The organism is Leuconostoc sp. C5 (genome assembly GCF_056530425.1).
Genome location: NZ_CP134351.1, coordinates 957,489 through 973,294 on the forward strand (window position 1 = coordinate 957,489; position 15,806 = coordinate 973,294).

Annotated in this window: 15 protein-coding genes and 1 pseudogene; 14 read left to right on the forward strand and 2 right to left on the reverse strand. The window is 35.0% G+C overall.

The features are described 5' to 3' along the window. Nucleotides 1-1,347: a hypothetical protein gene (locus RHP56_RS04770; protein ID WP_102753680.1), complete on the reverse strand. Its 1,347-nt coding sequence runs from the start codon at nt 1,345-1,347 to the stop codon at nt 1-3. Between the two features lie 189 nt (nt 1,348-1,536). On the opposite strand from RHP56_RS04770, the gene RHP56_RS04775 reads away from it, so the two are divergent. The 14 genes and pseudogenes from RHP56_RS04775 to RHP56_RS04840 all read left to right on the forward strand — a co-directional run bounded on the left by RHP56_RS04775 (nt 1,537) and on the right by RHP56_RS04840 (nt 14,797). Continuing rightward, on the forward strand, nt 1,537-2,208 hold the full coding sequence (locus tag RHP56_RS04775) for a response regulator transcription factor (protein WP_025268071.1): 672 nt from the start codon (nt 1,537-1,539) through the stop codon (nt 2,206-2,208). Beyond that, nucleotides 2,209-3,276, forward strand: coding sequence for a HAMP domain-containing sensor histidine kinase (locus RHP56_RS04780; RefSeq protein ID WP_258984604.1), 1,068 nt, complete (start codon nt 2,209-2,211; stop codon nt 3,274-3,276). 85 nt (nt 3,277-3,361) lie between these two features. After that, nucleotides 3,362-3,883 (forward strand): hypothetical protein, encoded by a 522-nt coding sequence (locus RHP56_RS04785; protein WP_011679716.1) that lies wholly within the window; start codon nt 3,362-3,364, stop codon nt 3,881-3,883. Nucleotides 3,884-4,108: 225 nt separating this feature from the next. Further along, nucleotides 4,109-4,342, forward strand: a complete 234-nt coding sequence (locus tag RHP56_RS04790; protein ID WP_102753734.1) for a hypothetical protein — start codon at nt 4,109-4,111, stop codon at nt 4,340-4,342. Nucleotides 4,343-4,521: 179 nt separating this feature from the next. Continuing rightward, nucleotides 4,522-5,130, forward strand: coding sequence for a PepSY domain-containing protein (locus RHP56_RS04795; RefSeq protein ID WP_071951962.1), 609 nt, complete (start codon nt 4,522-4,524; stop codon nt 5,128-5,130). Nucleotides 5,131-5,300: 170 nt separating this feature from the next. Then, the gene (locus RHP56_RS04800) at nt 5,301-6,533 is read left to right on the forward strand and encodes an LCP family protein (protein ID WP_102753735.1); all 1,233 of its coding nucleotides are present in this window, start codon (nt 5,301-5,303) and stop codon (nt 6,531-6,533) included. Between the two features lie 349 nt (nt 6,534-6,882). Further along, nucleotides 6,883-7,326, forward strand: a complete 444-nt coding sequence (locus RHP56_RS04805) for a MarR family winged helix-turn-helix transcriptional regulator (protein WP_042253081.1) — start codon at nt 6,883-6,885, stop codon at nt 7,324-7,326. Then, the gene (locus RHP56_RS04810) at nt 7,316-8,665 is read left to right on the forward strand and encodes an MFS transporter (RefSeq protein WP_102753736.1); all 1,350 of its coding nucleotides are present in this window, start codon (nt 7,316-7,318) and stop codon (nt 8,663-8,665) included. Before RHP56_RS04805 ends, RHP56_RS04810 begins: the two co-directional genes overlap by 11 nt. A gap of 197 nt (nt 8,666-8,862) precedes the next feature. Beyond that, nucleotides 8,863-11,553, forward strand: a complete 2,691-nt coding sequence (locus tag RHP56_RS04815) for an HAD-IC family P-type ATPase (RefSeq protein ID WP_102753737.1) — start codon at nt 8,863-8,865, stop codon at nt 11,551-11,553. A 197-nt stretch (nt 11,554-11,750) separates the two neighbouring features. Further along, nucleotides 11,751-12,182, forward strand: a complete 432-nt coding sequence (locus tag RHP56_RS04820; protein ID WP_258984607.1) for a hypothetical protein — start codon at nt 11,751-11,753, stop codon at nt 12,180-12,182. Nucleotides 12,183-12,354: 172 nt separating this feature from the next. Continuing rightward, nucleotides 12,355-13,126 (forward strand): annotated as a pseudogene (locus RHP56_RS04825) (aldo/keto reductase). 20 nt (nt 13,127-13,146) lie between these two features. Continuing rightward, entirely contained in the window at nt 13,147-13,533 is a 387-nt protein-coding gene (locus RHP56_RS04830; protein WP_014324695.1) for a MerR family transcriptional regulator, read from the forward strand. Between the two features lie 168 nt (nt 13,534-13,701). Next, entirely contained in the window at nt 13,702-14,166 is a 465-nt protein-coding gene (locus tag RHP56_RS04835) for a YbaK/EbsC family protein (RefSeq protein ID WP_011679725.1), read from the forward strand. 58 nt (nt 14,167-14,224) lie between these two features. Next, on the forward strand, nt 14,225-14,797 hold the full coding sequence (locus RHP56_RS04840; RefSeq protein ID WP_102753288.1) for a LysE family translocator: 573 nt from the start codon (nt 14,225-14,227) through the stop codon (nt 14,795-14,797). Nucleotides 14,798-14,835: 38 nt separating this feature from the next. Here the strand turns inward: RHP56_RS04840 and RHP56_RS04845 are convergent, their stop codons facing one another. Next, complete coding sequence (locus RHP56_RS04845) at nt 14,836-15,795, reverse strand: D-2-hydroxyacid dehydrogenase (RefSeq protein WP_061514838.1); 960 nt, start codon at nt 15,793-15,795, stop codon at nt 14,836-14,838. Nucleotides 15,796-15,806 lie beyond the last annotated feature (11 nt).

Here is a 15,806-nt window from a genome sequence, read left to right on the forward strand (position 1 = left end):
TCATCGAGAAAGTTTATCATTAGGTACTTCGAATAACACGGTGTCATTGATTTTAAAATCGATATTATTAGCAGCTAAGATGTCTGTGAAATCTTTGACATATACATCGCTTTCAAAGCTTTGCAGAATATCTACTGAAATGCCACCATTAATGGCTAGCATTTCAATAGATAACCCATTTGTTCCGCTCATATAGGTATGCATTTCATCAATATATTGTTCTAATTCTCCCAGTTTAGTTTGACCGGAATAACTAATGATGAAAGTATTGAGAAGAATATTTTCGAAGAAAGACAGCATTTGTTGCTTAGCTTCAATAGTGGGTAAGGAATCTAGTTTTTCAAACAGATTTGCCATTTGATTAACATTGGCCCTTAAGTTGCTGATTTGTTTGCTTTGTTTAATTAAGTTTCTAAATTCTGTGGCAACGGCTGTAAAATCTTCGTCATCAACAATAGGCTGATTAACTGGTAATGCAATGCTGCCAACACAGTTTCGGAAAGTGTTTTGATTAGTTACGCCTAAACGAAGATCACTTGCCATATGAGCAACAATCGGTAATTCAAAATCAGGATAGGCTTTTTGAATTGCTTGCGCCATAATAATTGCGACAGCGATAGCAGGTGTAGCATTATGTTTCTTAGCATATGTCATAAAACTTTCTTGATCTAAGACGATTTCATAGCGATAGCTACTTTTTGTTGCATCTTGACCCTTGGTTTCTAAAAGTTGGTATCCACGATGATTCAGATCAGGCATTTTATTAGTTTCTGAAATTGGTTGGGATTCTAGGTTCTCAAGTGGCTCTAACATTTCATCTTCTGACATAGTATCGTCGCTCAAATTAATATGTTCAATTTCTGGCCAAGTATTGCTTTTGTACCCTAAGTAGTAATAAAGTAACGTTTCAACGAATGGCATAATACCGCGTCCGTCTGCAATTGCATGATGATAAGCAATGAAAATGGTTTTTTCTGAGAAAGTAACATCGATGAGGTGTTGGTTCACCTCATCACTACCCAGAGCGCGTAGCTGATCTGTCTCAGCTACAATTAGCGGGCGATCATTTTTAGATAAATAATAGTTGGCATCTTTTTCAACTAATTGACTAGTCAAGTACGGATAGCGTTGCAAGGACTTATATACAGATTGTTGTAAATACGCTGCATCGATATCATTAGTTAATCTAATGTCGATTACCATGCTAGGTGTACCATTTTGGCGATACAAAAATGATTGCCCTGAAGTAATCTTTTCGAGTTTTGGTAATGCCGATAAGTAGGTTTTTCCGTTTTCTGTCTTAAAAATATCTTGATAAGTTGTATTTAATGTAGTTGATGTTGTCATGGTTGTTCTCCTTTAAGATGTTAAGTTATTAGCCATCAACTGATGACCATGACAATACTATAAAATTAAAATATTTATGTTGTATTTGAAAATTGTTTTCAAAGTGTTAATTGTAAAAAATGTTTGTTTAGTTTGTGACTTTGTCAGTTATAATTGAACTAACAAGATCATTATTAAAAGGAAATAAATATGGCTAATATTATTGTTGTTGAAGACGACCCGAATTTCAATCGAATTTTAAGTATCTATTTGTCTAACCATGGACACCAAGTTCAGAGTGCTCTTAGTGCGCAAGAGGCTTATGATAAGATGTATAACCAATTGTTTGATATGATTCTTTCAGATGTGATGATGCCTAACATTGACGGTTTTGAGTTCACTGAGACAGTCAGAAAAATCAATCCGAATATTCCTATTCTTTTTGTTACTGCCAAAGATGATATTCAATCGAAACAACGTGGTTTTTCATCTGGTATCGATGATTATATGGTTAAACCAATTGATATGTCCGAAATGCTAATGAGGGTGACTGCGCTACTACGACGAGCTCACGTAGCTAATGATAGAAAGCTAACAATCGGCAATACAGTACTTGATGCAGATTCTGTCAGTATTATGGTTGATTCACAGGAAATTTCAGTAACGGTTCGTGAATTCAACATTCTATTTAAATTACTGTCTTATCCGAATAAAACATTTTCACGTTCACAATTACTTGATGAATTCTGGGGTGTTGATACAACGACAGGATTGCGGGCAGTTGATGTGTACATTACTAAACTGCGTGATAAATTTTCTGGAAGTGATGTCTTTGAAATAACGACAGTTCATGGGTTAGGATATAAAGCGGTTTTAAAGTAAATGAAGAAGATAAAAAAACACAAAATTACTTTTCAAAAAGTATCCATTAAAGAGCTTATTGCTGCTTATGTTATTTTTTTATTGTTTGCTACTATTCCAAATATAGTTTTAATGCATGGTGGCCAACTGGCATTATTTACGAACAGTAACTTTATTTGGTACTTAATATATTGGTTTATAGTAACATTAATTTTCATTGGCTTAATTTCATATCAAAAACATGTTCTTTTTGATCAACCAGTCAGCCAATTAAATGAAGCAACACGACAGGTTGCCCAAGGAGATTTCTCCGTTTATTTAGAACCAGGCCATGCACGCGAGAAGTACAATGACTTAGATTATGTTTTTGAAAATTTTAACTTAATGATTGAAGAACTTGGTAGTACGGAAACTTTAAAGAATGACTTTATTGCCAATGTATCTCATGAATTTAAGGCGCCTCTAGCAGTAATTCGAAGTTATGCTGAAGCTTTAAAAAACGAAACAGATGAAGAGCAGCGCGACATGTATACTCAAATCATTGTTGACGAAACCGACAAAATGGCAACAATGGTCACCAATGTATTGAAATTAAGCAAGATTGAAAACCAAGCACTCCAGCCACATATTAAAAAATATAATGTGAGTCGTCAGCTAGTTGAAACATTACTTAACTTTGAAAAAATATGGGCATCTCACAATATTTCTTTAGATATTAATATTTCTGACGATATCGAAATTGCAGCAGATCCAGAAATGATGGAGTTAGTGTGGCAAAATCTACTTAGTAATGCGTTCAAATTTGTTCCTTCCGGCGGACAAGTCACATTAAGACTGCAACAAAACAATGAAGGAACGGAAATAACAGTCCGAGATAACGGTGAAGGAATGGATCATAACACATTAAATAGAATATTTGATAAATTTTATCAAGGTGAAACATCTCATACCAACCAAGGAAATGGATTGGGGTTGTCACTAGTGAATAGAATTATAACTTTAATGCAAGGATCTATTAGTGTGGAAAGTAAATTGGGTAAAGGAAGCGCTTTTACAGTTTGGTTACCATTACATCATTTAAACAATTAACATGGCTTTAACAATTATGTTTTAAGTATTTTGTATAATTGTAGTTGATAATAATAGTGGTGAACCTGATAAGGAGAAATATGTCGTGTACGAAAAACAATTTATCGGCTACGAATATCAAGAAAGAGTAGTTGAAAAAAAATATGAGCCTGTCTACTTGGATGCGTATCCGAATTTTGGCTGGGTGATCGATCAACATCATAAAAGTACTCAAAATCCCAATAATATCATGTTACATATGAAGCGCAATCGTGATCTTGTGAACCGTATTGAAATTAAACGATTAGAAAATAAGTTTCAAGCTACTATGAATGAGATTATTAAAATCGAAAAACGCAACCAATTAATACCAACGATTCAAGCTTGTCTTGTTGGCCTTTTTGGGACTGCACTTATAGTGGGTGCGTTCTTTATACACAATGTTAGTAGTCTTTATTTGTCACTCTTATTTGGTTTAGTCGGATTTATAGGATGGGTGTTGCCTTATTTTATTTACAAGACTCAGTTTGAAAAAAGAACACATCATAATCAGGATTCTGTTGAATCTAAATATGATGCTATTTACGATTTAACAAAAAGAGCACATCAATTGTGCTACATGGATTGAGAATTAAAAATGAACTTACAAACCTGTTAGTGTTTGTAAGTTCATTTTTTTAATTTGAGTAATTAACATTTTTAAAACAATTCGTAAATATTTTTGAAATAAATCATGAATATGATATAACCAAGATAACTAACTATAGTTGAGTGAGGAAGACATGGTCGATAAAGTTAGCTATTAATATGTATTTCGCCAACATTCACAAGTAGACATGAAAAGGAGTTTATTATGAGCAAGTCAAAAATTGTTAAGGCAAACAAAAAGATAGAGGAGAAGGTTGTAAAAACTTATAAAACAATTGAAAATGGGGCAGTTGAAGGATTTGGTAATATTTCAGATAAGTTCGTCGATAAGTACTTAGCCAAAGATGGCGAGTCAGCTCAAGATGCTAAAAAGCGCATTGAAGCGGAACAGAATCAACGCGAAAAAACAAATATCGACATGATCAATAAACATCGTTAATGAATAAAAGCAGTATGACCATTTTAAAAGTCATATTGCTTTTTATTTAGCAAAAGCTACAATTTGTTCAGCTATACAAAAATAAGACGTCATTTACTGATTTGGTTTAATGTCATGATACAATAGACCAAATACAATAGGTTGCGAATGCTGTCTGAAAAGCGAAAGGGAGAATTGTTTTGTTAAAAAAATGGTTAACTACTGTCTTGCTAATTATCATCACTTTGTTGTTGGTAACCATAGCATATTTACTATATTCAAATCACAACAATATTAATACTTCAAGAAGCACTGATTCTTCTTTCGATACCAGTTCTTCTAGTAAAAGCTCCTCCAATGATGATGATTTGCTTAGCTTGGCTAAAATAAGAAGTATATTTTATAAAAGATACCCTAACGCTGCCATCACATCAATTGAATTAGAAAAAAATCTATTGTCGACCCATTATGATATTACAGGTGTAGATGACAATACAGAATATACACTAAAAATTCATGCTGATACCGGTAAAGTTATCACTCACAACAAAGAACAATTGGATGCCGATGAAAAGAATGGCACTGCCAAAAATAATGAAGCTATAGCATTTGATAACATCATATCTTTAGATAGTGCCGTAAATAAAGCTAAGGATGCGGCCGGCGATGGCTCCTTAAATGGGTGGTCTTTGGAAAAAGATGATGGTCGTACTTATTGGGAAATTTCATTAAAAGACGGAAACAATAATGTAGCAGTTAAACTTGATGCCAATAGTGGTCAAGTGATAGAAAAAGACGAAGATGATTAAATATTGCAAGCTTTTAGTATAGTTCACTTAATAATCTGCTAACTATGTGGTCCTTACAAAATAATAATAGTTGAAATCCGCAACATTCTTAATTAATTCTCAAAAACCCTTATGTTATAATGGATAGCGTCCAATAGACATTTGTCAAAATTTAGGGGTAACGGGGAATAATGGAGAAAAATAGGGATACAAATACGCCATCAGCTACTAAAAGCCGCATGGCGTTATTTCATAGTAAAAAACATAGTTCATTTAAATTGTATATCGTTTTAGCAGCTGTCATTGTATTACTATCCGCTTCTGGTTATGCTGCATACTATTTTTATAGTTTAAATAACACACTTAGTAAATCATTTTCATCAACAGGTCTTGATTCTGAAAAAAAAGCCACACAATTAATTCAGGATAAAAAGCCAGTATCTTTCTTAGTTTTAGGAACAGATATTGGCACAGAGGGTGGCTTTGGCACGAATCGTAGTCGCGTAGGATTAACTGACTCTATGATGGTTGTAACTGTTAATCCAAAAAATGAAACAACTACTTTAATTTCTATTCCACGAGATATCATGACTTCCATTTCTGGGTTTGAAAGTAGTTTCCCTCAGAAATTAAATGCTGCCTATGCGTTTAAGGCAGCTTCTGATAATAATGTTTCGTTGGGGGACGGTGTAAGTACAACAATAGATACCATACAAAAAATGTTTAACTTTCCAATCAATTATTTCGCTATGGTCAATATGAGTGGACTTGGCGATGTTGTCGAACAACTTGGTGGCGTGCAAGTCAAGTCACCCTTAACGTTTACCTTTAGCCAAGAAACTGCCCACGAAAGTGGCAAAGATCTGTATCAATTTACTGAGGGTTCTAGTACATTCAAATACGCTGCTGATGGTGAAACCTTTAAAATCTATAGTAAAATGAATGGACAAGCAGCCTTAGCGTTTTCTCGAATGCGATATCAAGATCCAAAAGGTGATTATGGTCGAACTGAACGACAACGCTTATTATTGCAACAAATTATTAGTAAAGTTAAGAAAAATCCAGCTCAAGTAGTTAATTTAAAATTCATAAATTCGACGACTAAAAACATTGCTTCTAATCTAAAATCGGAAGATATGTTGAAATTAGGTACTAATTACATTAGTGCCTCAAAGCATATTGTTTCATATACTGTTAAAGGACAAGGTGAGACATTTGAAGGTATCTCATACCAACGTGTTACCACTGCACAGCGACAAGCAATAACAAATAAAGTTAGAAGCAGTTTGAACTTAGAAGCAGCTACAACTGGAAATGAATTTGGTAGTAATATTACAGAAAACAATTTAGCTCAAGTAGGTACCGCAGATCAATTGTATCCAGAAAACAATACTGACGAAAATATGCAGTTGCGTGAAGAGTAAATATAAAATTAGAAAAAGACATGTTAGGTAACATGTCTTTTTTTTATAAATATAATTAAAAAGCAGCCTTGGGAGAGACTGCTTTTCTGGGAGAGAAGAGAATATTATCTTATAGGGAGAAAGAAAATATATTCTTATATAAATAGTGGAGTATACCTCTGTTAAGGTATGTACTCATAATACCGCTAAAATGTTAAATGAATATAAAAATTTGGAAGAAATTGTTTTCCATTGAGCCACGAAATAAATTAAAGACAGGTATTGATTTATGTTGATTATAAGTGGTAACATCATTGTTATAATGTTAGTTAGCTAACTAACATTTAATGATAAAGAAGGACAATTTGTAATGACATCTATAGGTAAATTATTCAAAATTGGGCAACGTAATCTTGTAAGAGATCTTGATACATTGGCCGTAACTCACGGGGTGACTGGTGCGCAATTGTCGGCAATTGACTTTATCGCTGACAATAAGTACGTCACACAAAAAGATATTGAACAAGAATTTCATATAAAAGCTTCATCTGTAGCAACTATGATAGACCGAATGGTAGAGAAAAAAATGGTTGCAAGAGTACCAAATGAAAAAGACAAAAGAGTTAATGAAATACACCTCACGGCGTCAGGAGCAAAAATTAATAAAATCGCTAAACAAATTATTAGCTCCCATGATGAAGATATTTTACGGCCTTTTTCAGCAGATGAACGGAAAACTATAATTAAATTTTTAAAATATGTTGCAGAAGGTAACAGCAATCACTCACTAGAAGGAGAAAAAAATGGAAAATAAAGTTTCAACTAAAAATGCAATGGCTATTATAGCAGTAGCGTTGGTTTCTTTTTCTGGCATTATGGCAGAAACGGCTATGAACGTTACATTTCCTGTTTTAACAAGGTATTTTAGCACATCGCTCAATTCGATACAGTGGGTAACGACCGCATACTTACTCTCTGTAACAATTATGATCACAACAAGTGCCTATCTGAATAAAAGGTATAATACCCGTTATTTATGGTTAGCCAGCCTTATTTTCTTTGCTACAGGAACTTTAGTGGGCGGGTTGGCCAGTAATTTACCAGTATTGTTAATTGGCCGTGTGTTAGAGGGTTTAGCAGCGGGTATATCAATGCCCCTCATGTTTAACTTGATCGTTCAACTAGTACCAAGATCGAAGATAGGCGTATGGATGGGTATTGGTTCTATGGTTGTCAGTTTAGCCCCTTCGTTTGGTCCTACATACGGTGGCGCTTTGATTGATACTCTTGGTTGGCGATCAATATTTTTTATTCTTTTAATTGTGCCGATTATATCGTGGTTGTTGGGGTGGAGAACTATCGATAACAGTAAAGAAACACAAGCCAATGTTTCTTTTGACGTCCTTGCTTTCGGCTTATTATCTGTGTCCTTAATTACGGCTTTGATATTAATTAATCAATTAGAAAATGGGACTGTCAACATATTACTTCTAGGGGTCACCATTGTTAGTTTAACAGGCTTTGTAATTAGATCACTAACTTCAAAACAAACTTTTTTGAACATCAGATTACTCAGTAACAGTAAATTTCTATTCCTGCTGCTTCCCGTTGTTTTATATATGTTTGCAAATTTGGGTATTAACCTTCTGCTGCCAAATTATTCGCAAAAAATCTTAAATACGTCAAGCTTTTGGGCAGGATTCTCTTTATTGCCTGGAACGTTACTAGGTGGGATCTTAAATCCTTATTTTGGCCATTTATATGATAAGCATGGAGATAAAACGCCACTTTTGGTAGGAAATACGATCTTTGGGATTAGTCTATTGGTCATGGCCTACTTCACTAAAAATCTTGGAATCATAGCGTTCATACTCATGTATATGATTTTCACATTTGGGCGTAATATGGCTTTTAGCATTGGAATGACAGCATCTATTGATGAATTGAGTAGAGATAAAAAGACGGATGCCACTGCTATTTTACAATCAGCGCAAATGTTTATGGGTGCATTAGGCACTACTGTTGCAGCTTTATATGGCGCACAAAAATCAGGCCTAGCTGTTGGGTTCCAACATTTCCTATGGTTGCTTTTCTTTATTTCACTTGTTATTTTCGTTATGTTCTTTGCTCGACAAAAAACAGGGAACAAATGAAATCTCTATATTAGACAGTAAAAAAATAGCATGATACAATTGTATTATGAATTAATGTGTTTTCATATTTAACAACCTTGCGGGAGTAGCGGCGCATGTGCGTGGGAAACTGACTTACTAGATTATTTACAGTCTAGCGGCCAACCTTAAACAGCAAGACGCAAAGAATATTTTCTCTTAAAGGAGTGTATCAAAATATGAGCACAAAGTCGAAAGAGGTAGATGACGACGTTCCGTTATCGTCCTCAGCAAAGTTTCACCATCAGGAATGGTCTAAGATAGTTAATAATTTACATGCAAATTATCCTAGCGGACTATCAGACGAACAAGTAAATAATCGCTTACAAAAAAACGGCTATAATGAGGTTAATCCAAAAGTTATCCCGAAGTGGTTGATTTTTTTGCGGCAATTTAATAATGTTATTGTCTATATTTTAGTGGTAGCTGCGCTGTTAACGCTTTTTATGCAACATTATGCAGATTCAGTTGTTATTGCATTAGTTGTATTAATTAACGCGTTAATTGGCTATTTACAAGAAGTGAATGCCAGCAATGCACTAGATAAAATAAAAAATATGTTGTCTGTTGAAGCCACTGTTATTCGAGATGGTGAACGATTTGATGTTCCAGCTCGAGAATTAGTACCTGGTGATTTAGTCTACCTAGAGGCCGGGGATAATGTCCCTGCTGATTTACGAATTATAGATGCTGATAACTTACGTATTCAAGAGTCGTCTCTAACAGGAGAAGCTGATTCTGTTCTCAAAAATGAAGCTATTTTATCCGAGCATGTGCCCCTAGCCGAGCGTAGTAACATGGCTTATGCATCAACAGCTGTGACTAACGGTAGTGCCACCGGAATCGTGGTAAACACTGGTGTTCATTCACAGATTGGCCAAATTTCTCAAAGTGTTGCTGATGTTTCAGATAAAAAATCACCACTAACACGAGAATTAGATAGTTTAGGCCATGGTATTTCTTGGTTAATTATCGTTGTGGCTATAGTCATGTTTGCCTTGGGTTGGTTTTTCAAAATATATGACATATCCACCTTGATTATGGCTATTATTGCAATGATTGTCGGTGCAATGCCGGAAGGATTACCAGCAGCTACGTCAATTATATTAGCAACCGGTGTTCAAAAGTTAACCAAAAAGAACGCAATTGTGAAAACATTACCTGCTGCTGAAACCCTAGGTGCAATAGACATTATTGCGTCTGACAAAACAGGGACATTAACAAAAAATGAAATGACCATTCAAGATATTGTCGTTGGTGAAAATCATTATACAGTCACTGGGACTGGATATGCACCCGATGGTGACATTTTTATAGGGAATAAGCTTGTCGATGCAACACAAGACAAAAACCTTGAAATGTTTTTAACAATGGGACATCAAGCAAATGATACTTTTTTGACCGAAGAAGCAGATATCTGGACCATCAACGGCGAACCGACTGATGCTGCCTTTCTGTCGGCCTACTACAAGGCCTTTGGACAAAAAGTACCTAAATTAAAAGAGTTGGATCGTATTCCGTTTGATTCTGACTACCGATATATGGCACGTTTAGTTGAAAATAAGCATCAACAACGATTTGTCGCCATAAAGGGTGCGCCAGACAGATTATTCACACTAGCCCGGAAAGATTCAAATTTTGACTACGAGTATTGGAAAAAGGTGTCAGCAAAGTTTGCCAAATCTGGAAAACGTGTAATTGCTGTTGGATATGTTGATGTGGATTCAGATACATCAGAAGTCCTTCACGAAACACTTGCAGCTGAAGGCGTGACATTCTTAGGATTAGCCGCTATTATTGATCCACCACGACCCGAGGTTGTTGATGCTATTAGCGACATGCGCGAGGCTGGTATTCGCGTCAAAATGATTACCGGCGATAGTCCAGATACGGCCAAAGCAATCGCTCAACAACTTGGTTTGGCCGACCAAATTGAAGCTGTTACTGGATCAGAAGTTGAAGCAATGACGGATAATCAGTTGGCTAAGGTTGTTACAAATTATGATGTCTTCGCACGAACTACACCACAAGATAAGTTACGTATTATATCTGCCTATCAAGCAAATGGATTAGTAACTGCCATGACTGGTGATGGTGTTAATGATGCGCCAGCATTAAAAAAAGCTGATATTGGTGTAGCAATGGGGATTAAAGGTACTGATGTTGCGAAAGATTCGGCGGATATGGTATTAGCTAACGATGATTTTTCAACAATTAAAGTGGCTATCGAGCAAGGCCGACGTTTATACGATAATATTAGAAAAACAATCTTATATTTGTTACCTACTAGTTTTGCTGAGGGGTTGATTGTTGTCTTTAGTATATTATTGCGCCAGCCAATGCCTTTAACTGCAACGCAATTATTATGGATTAACTTGGTTTCTGCTTTGACGTTGCAATTAGCGTTTATATTTGAACCAGCTGAACCAGGATTGATGAAACGCCCACCGCGTAAAACAACGGCCAAATTGATGAGTCGATACGATGTTTTCCAAATGGTTTATGTCAGTGTCATTATTGCAGCAGTGGCTCTTGTTGTTTTTGAACATTTAGATGATATCACAGGTTTTGCGGTAGCCAGTACAATGGCTGTTAACATACTTATTTTTGGTAAAATTTTCTATATGTTTAATATCAGAACAGCGGCGCCAGCGCTAAGTAAGACATTCTGGACAAACCCAATGGCATTCGTGGCTATCGGTGCTATGATTATTCTACAGTTACTATTTACGTATGTACCATTTATGCAAGGTGTATTCTCTACAGCTGCGTTATCGCTTTCTGATTGGTCTTTCATCATCTTAACAGGATTGATTGTTCTAATCGTAACAGAATTAGATAAGTATCGTCGTATGATTGTAAAACGATAGTATATAAATAAAGTTATTATTAAAAAAATGGCAATCACAACTTAACTGACCTGTGATTGTTATTTTTTTGTGATGAAAACCTTATAAAAAAATAACATTGAAGGAATGACTCTTTCTGAAAAAACTTTTTAACTTAATTTAACCTGATATCGATATAATCAAGCTAGTAACTAAACTATAAAAGGCAGGATCAAGCTATGGTTAAAAATTCAACTACTGAGTATACTTTTATAAAAGCGCAAATTGATCTGGTTATTCATAATATTGTTAGTAATAAATACAATGAGGAACTGACATACTACGATGTTTTATGGCTTCCTGATAATTTAACCAACCTAGACAGCAAAGAGCTATGGCAATCATTTCAAGATAATTTAGTAAAAATTTCTTTTATAGCTATGAATACTGGTTTGCCGAACCCCAATGCCGATGTCGATTTGGTAATCGTTAAAATGAGTAGTGGTGAAATAAATCCAAATGCGATAAAATATTTTGAAGTAGGTAAGCGAAAAGATTATTTAGCGATGCAATACCCGCATATAATGGACAAAGACAACGACACTTTATTTAATGCTTGGGATGAGGCTAACAACTCGTATAATTCAAAGGAAACATCCGCAACCGTTTGAATTTTAAGTGACTATCTGATCGGAAATACCAGATTCAAATAAAAAAACAACTATCACTGCATAGTTGTTTTTATTTACCAGCTATTTCAATTTCTATTCGAAAAAACTATTGACTTGAAGTCCACTCCAAGGGTTACACTTAATGTATTCACTAGTAAAAAAGGAGATTATCATGGATTACAAAACATTAGCTAGTGGCATTGAGATGCCCTTACTGGGATTTGGTGTTTTTCAAGTTCAAGAAAAAGGGGCTGCCAAACAAGCAGTACTCGATGCCATCAAAACAGGTTATCGATTAATTGATACAGCGGCCAGTTATGGTAATGAGCGAGAAGTTGGCGAAGCAATCTTCATTACAACGTTTAAATTTAGATTACTTAGATTTATACTTGATACACCAACCTTATAATGACGTATTTGGTGCGTGGCGAGCAATGGAATCTGCGTATCGATCCGGCCAGTTAAAAGCTATCGGGGTCTCAAATTTTGATATTGCACAGTTAACTAACTTAGCAGAGTTTTCCGATATAAAACCGATGCTAAACCAAATCGAGGTAAACCCATTTCAGCAAAATAAGAAGGACATTACGTACTTTAGTCAATACGGTGTTCAGGTCGAAGCTTGGGCACCATTTGCAGAAGGTAAAAATGATCTGTTTTCAAATATTCTACTGCGGAAAATTGCTGACAAACATCATAAATCGATTGCACAAATTGTACTTCGTTGGCTAACACAACGAAATATCATAGTAGTTGCTAAATCTGTTAAGCCGGAAAGAATGGCGCAAAATCTTGACATTTTTGATTTTAAATTAACGCACCAAGAATTAGCAGAAATTGAAACATTAGATACGAATAGTAGCCAGTTTTTTAATCATGCAGATCCGGACATGATTAAATGGATGGCTAACCGTGAAATTAGTTATGATGTTACATTTAACTAACTGAGCTGGAGGTGTTGCTAATGAATATCAAAAAAGTTGCTGAAATAACTAAACTATCAGCAGATACAATTCGGTATTACGAGCGTATTGGTATTATTGGTCCGGTACCTAGACAAGAAAATGGTATTAGAAATTTTAATGATCGTAGTTTAAATCAGTTAAAATTTGTAAAAATCATGAGAAACGCTGGTATGAGTATTGAGGCATTGAAGCAGTACATCGATTTAATATATGAAGACAATGATGCTACAATACCTGCCCGCAAAGCCATGTTAGTAGAAGCAGCTAATGAGATGACCGAAAAAATTAATAATTTAGTGACTGCTCGTAGTTATCTCACTAATAAGATAGATAACTATTACGGCCATATGCGTACAGTTGAAAACAAACTGTTTCACGATAAATGATGTTTACTATATATTAGCCAGAATGCGAGATAAAAGGACTTGAAATTCCTGTTTTAATTAAGATATTTTAACACGTGAATATTGAAAAATATATGTAATAATTTGTTGCTTTACATACCGACCAGGCAGTATATACTAAAGATATCAATTATTCAAGGAGTACAAAAAATGTCTGTTGAAAACGTTCGTCAATTTTTCAAAAAATATCATTTAGAGAACCGAATCGTAGAACACGAGAACATTGGTGATACGGTTGAACACGCTGCCGAGTTGTTGAAGTGTGAGATAAAACAAATTGCCAAATCCATGACCTTCATCGTGGCAGAAAATCCAATTTTGATTGTTCTTGCAGGTGACAAAAAAGTAGATAATAGAAAATTCAAATCAACGTACAATTCACGACCAAAAATGATTCCTTTTGATCAGGTTGCGGACAGAATTGGACACATCCCTGGTGCGGTAACACCATTTGCAATCAAATCAGACGTAAAAGTATACTTAGACGTATCTCTAAAGAGATTTGAAACTGTTTTTGCTGCAGGCGGTAGTACAAATAGTACAATCGAATTATCAATAGATGAGCTTGAAAACTATGCTCATCCCCTAGACTGGGTAGATGTAGGGAAAGACTAGTGAATACACTTGCTAAACAAACCGTTTAGCGAGTGCGAACGGGAGGCAATCAATACGAATGACAGTAAATGATTGGATAACCTTTATATTAGCTAGTACCGTTATTATAATTTCCCCAGGTCCTTCTGTAATATATGTAACAACAAACAGTATGACTAATGAGATTAAAACAATGATGCCATTGATTATAGGACTCACTGCAGGATATTTTTGTGGTATGGGCATCTCTTTAATATTTATAAGTAGCTTACTCAAAATTTCATCCTACTCATTGGTCGTGTTAAAAATAATTGGTTCCGGCTATTTAACGTACTTAGCCATCCAAATGTGGACTCGTAAGCAGATTAATCAAGATAGCAGAAAACCAACATTCATACGAGGTGTGCTCATTGCTATCAGTAATCCTAAGGCACTATTATTTTATACAACTTTTTTCCCGCAATTTGGTCATACTCAAGTTGATATGGTATATCTAGCACTATGTTATGGCATATTAAGTTTTATAGTGGATTTTTCGAATATGCTAATTTCTCATTTTGCTAGCAGAGGAATTAGCATGAACTCTTTAATGTGGATTAATCGATCCGGAGCATTATTGCTATGGCTTACTACTTTAAAGATCTGGCTGTGAATAACCAGAAGTTAGTTCCAACTGTTTTTTTAGCACATTTAACCAATAACGTTTTTGGCTTCTCCTGATAAATATGCATTTAAATTATCTACGGTTATGCGTAATAATCTTTCACGAGTCTCTAATGGTGCCCAAGCGATGTGAGGTGTAATAAAGCAATTTTTAGCTTTTAATAAAGGATTGTCTTTTTCAATTGGCTCTTTTTGGACAACATCTGTAGCTAAGGCATAAACTTTTTCATTATTTAGTGCCTCGGCTATGTCATTTTCACTAATAAGTTTTCCACGGGCTGTATTGATTAAAATCACACCATCTTTCATTTTTGAGATAGTAGTCTTGTTAATTAAATTAATCGTTTCTGGTGTTTGAACAACATGAAGACTAATAATATCCGCTTTTTGGAAAAGCTCATCTAAAGAAACTTGGTTGACCCATTTTTGGGTTGCAACACTAGGTCGATGATTATAAAAAATAACTTTCATTGAAAAAGCATTGGCTAATTCTGCCACTTTTTGAGCAATTCGACCATAACCAATGAGCCCTAATGTTTTACCTTTCAATTCAAATAGCGGTTTATCCCAAAATGTAAAATCATCGATACTAGACCATTTCCCATCATGGACCAATTGGTTATGTAATCCAACCTGACCAGTTATTTCTAGTAATAATGAAAAGGTAAATTGCGCGACAGCATCCGTAGCATAAGTAGGCACATTCGTCACAATAATGTTGTGGTTGTTTGCACTATCAATATCAACAACGTCATAACCTGTTCCCATAATGCCAATATATTTTAACTGTGAAGCACGACTGATTACACTATCATCTAGTGGGGTCTTATGTGTTATCACAACTTCCGCATCATCGATTCTCTGCAAAATTTCAGTGTCATTATCTACTGATGTACGGCTATAAAACTCAAAGTCGCCCAAATTTTTTAACGTTTCCCAATTTAAATCTTGATTGAGATCATAACCATCTAAAAGTACAATTTTCATAACTTATATCT

Bases quoted from the DNA above. Each gene is read 5' to 3' on its own strand.
- RHP56_RS04820 (WP_258984607.1), top strand. From the start codon at position 11,751: ATGGTTAAAAATTCAACTACTGAGTATACTTTTATAAAAGCGCAAATT.
- RHP56_RS04805 (WP_042253081.1), top strand. From the start codon at position 6,883: ATGACATCTATAGGTAAATTATTCAAAATTGGGCAACGTAATCTTGTA.
- RHP56_RS04830 (WP_014324695.1), top strand. From the start codon at position 13,147: ATGAATATCAAAAAAGTTGCTGAAATAACTAAACTATCAGCAGATACA.
- RHP56_RS04815 (WP_102753737.1), top strand. From the start codon at position 8,863: ATGAGCACAAAGTCGAAAGAGGTAGATGACGACGTTCCGTTATCGTCC.
- RHP56_RS04840 (WP_102753288.1), top strand. From the start codon at position 14,225: ATGACAGTAAATGATTGGATAACCTTTATATTAGCTAGTACCGTTATT.
- RHP56_RS04770 (WP_102753680.1), bottom strand. From the start codon at position 1,347: ATGACAACATCAACTACATTAAATACAACTTATCAAGATATTTTTAAG.
- RHP56_RS04775 (WP_025268071.1), top strand. From the start codon at position 1,537: ATGGCTAATATTATTGTTGTTGAAGACGACCCGAATTTCAATCGAATT.
- RHP56_RS04780 (WP_258984604.1), top strand. From the start codon at position 2,209: ATGAAGAAGATAAAAAAACACAAAATTACTTTTCAAAAAGTATCCATT.
- RHP56_RS04790 (WP_102753734.1), top strand. From the start codon at position 4,109: ATGAGCAAGTCAAAAATTGTTAAGGCAAACAAAAAGATAGAGGAGAAG.
- RHP56_RS04800 (WP_102753735.1), top strand. From the start codon at position 5,301: ATGGAGAAAAATAGGGATACAAATACGCCATCAGCTACTAAAAGCCGC.
- RHP56_RS04835 (WP_011679725.1), top strand. From the start codon at position 13,702: ATGTCTGTTGAAAACGTTCGTCAATTTTTCAAAAAATATCATTTAGAG.
- RHP56_RS04845 (WP_061514838.1), bottom strand. From the start codon at position 15,795: ATGAAAATTGTACTTTTAGATGGTTATGATCTCAATCAAGATTTAAAT.
- RHP56_RS04810 (WP_102753736.1), top strand. From the start codon at position 7,316: ATGGAAAATAAAGTTTCAACTAAAAATGCAATGGCTATTATAGCAGTA.